Below are 1,565 nucleotides of genomic sequence, written 5' to 3'. Positions count from 1 at the left end.
ATGGCCCTGGAGAACCTCCTGCTCGAAACGGTCTCCGCTCCGGACGCCGCCCGTGGCGCCTCCGCCGAGAGGACCCGCTCATGACCACGCACGCGACATCACCGTCGGACGAAGCGGCACGGCAGGCTGTCAAGAACCTCCTCCAGGGAGCCCGTGCCCAGCAGACGGACACCTCGGCGACATCCATACCGGTGCTCGGCCGGCACGAGGGCGTGGTGTCGTACTCGCAGGAACGCATGTGGCTGCTGGAGCAGATGCTGCCGGGGTACAACACCTCGACGGTGGTCCGGATCACCGGCGCACTCGACATCGAGGTGCTGTCGCGCAGCTTCACGCTGGTCGCCGAGCGGCACGAGGTCCTCAGGACCGTCTTCGAGGAACACGACGGCGCGCCGGTGTCACGGGTGCTGCCGGCGCGGCCGGTGCCGGTCGCGGTGTACGAGCCGGAGGGTGATTCCCCCGCCGACCGGTACGCGGCGGCCGTCAAGAGGGCCCGAGAGCTGATGCGGGAGCCGTTCTCGCTGGTCACCGGGCCGGTGTTCCGGGTCGCCGTGGTACGGCTGTCCGAAGAGGACGCCCTGCTGGTCCTGGTGGTGCACCACATCGCGATCGACGGATCGTCCATGCGGGTGCTGTGGTCGGAACTGTCGCAGGCGTACGAGGCGTTCGCCGCCGGCCGGACTCCCGTCCTGCCGGCGGTGCCGGTCCAGTACGGTGACTTCGCCGCCTGGAGCCGGGAGCACCAGACGCCCGACAAGCTGCGTCACCAGCTCGACCACTGGCGCGACCACCTCGCCGGAGCCGCCTGCGACGAGCTGCGCCCGGACCGGCCCCGGCCCGCCGTGCGGGGCGGGAACGGCGCCGAGGTGTCCTTCGTCATCGACGCCGGTCTCGGCGCGGCCGTCGACCGGTTCTCCCAGGAGCACAACGCCACGCCGTTCATGACGTTGATAGCGGCGTTCAGTGTGGTGCTCGCGCGTCACTCGGCCACGGACGACGTCACGGTCGGCACCCCCATCGCCGGCCGGACCCGGCCCGAGCTGGACGATCTGATCGGCTACTTCGTCAACACGCTGCTCCTGCGCACCGAACTGGCCGGCGATCCGTCGTTCGCCGATCTGCTCGCCCGGACCCGAAGGAACATGCTCGCCGCCTACGAGCACCAGGAGCTGCCCTTCGAGGCCCTGCTCGACGAGCTGCAACCCGAGCGGGATCCCGGTCGCAACCCCCTGTTCCAGGTGCTGTTCGCCCTCGGTGACGAGGAGACCGACGACCTGGTGCTGCCCGGTCTGCGTACCGAGCGGATCGAGGTGGTCGACGGCAAGCCGCGCTTCGACCTGAGCGTGGCGCTGACCCGCGGGCGCGAGGGATTCACCGGGATCGCCTACTACGACGCGGACCTGTTCGAGCACGCGACGATGTCCCGGCTGGTGCGGCACTTCATCACGTTCCTGCGCAACGCGGTCGCCGATCCGAAGCGTGCCGTCTCCTCGATCGCGATGGTCGACGCGGAGGAGCGGGGGTGGTTGCTGGCATCGGGTGCGGGTGAGGCGGTGGAGTACGGC

General features: G+C 70.2%; 1 protein-coding gene. It reads left to right on the top strand.

From position 1 onward, the window contains the following. Positions 1 to 80: 80 nt before the first annotated feature. The coding region (locus tag AQJ11_RS44985; RefSeq protein WP_244218686.1) for a condensation domain-containing protein at positions 81 to 1,565 on the top strand (1,485 nt) is incomplete at its 3' end.

This window comes from Streptomyces corchorusii, from assembly GCF_001514055.1.
GTDB classification, from domain to species: Bacteria; Actinomycetota; Actinomycetes; order Streptomycetales; family Streptomycetaceae; genus Streptomyces; species Streptomyces olivaceoviridis.
Note: the sequence above shows the minus strand (reverse complement) of the source record. Positions and strands in the feature narration are given on the sequence as shown.